The sequence below is a fragment of the Leifsonia sp. HAY1-4F genome (genome assembly GCF_056755275.1).
Window position 1 is genome coordinate 1 of record NZ_JBNDHX010000798.1, and the last position, 212, is coordinate 212.

Annotated in this window: 1 protein-coding gene; it reads left to right on the top strand. The window is 73.6% G+C overall.

Annotated features, from left to right (window positions below):
* Nucleotides 1-211 (top strand): hypothetical protein (locus ACPYOG_RS21330; protein WP_481296020.1); only part of this gene is annotated, 211 nt, incomplete at its 5' end.
* Nucleotide 212 lies beyond the last annotated feature (1 nt).

A 212-nucleotide genomic window follows, 5' to 3' on the forward strand; every position in this document is an offset into this window, starting at 1 on the left:
CCCCCCCCCCCCCCCCCCCCCCCCCCCCCCCCCCCCCCCCCCCCCCCCCCCCCCCCCCCCCCCCCCCCCAACACAAACCCCCCCCCCCCAGATTAGCGAGTGTCTCGTGGGCTCGGAGATGTGTATAAGAGACAGGTCCTGGATGGTGGGCTTCGGCGTCGCCACCTGCGTCTTGCACACGTTCGGAACGAGCAGCGCCTTCGACGTGTAGG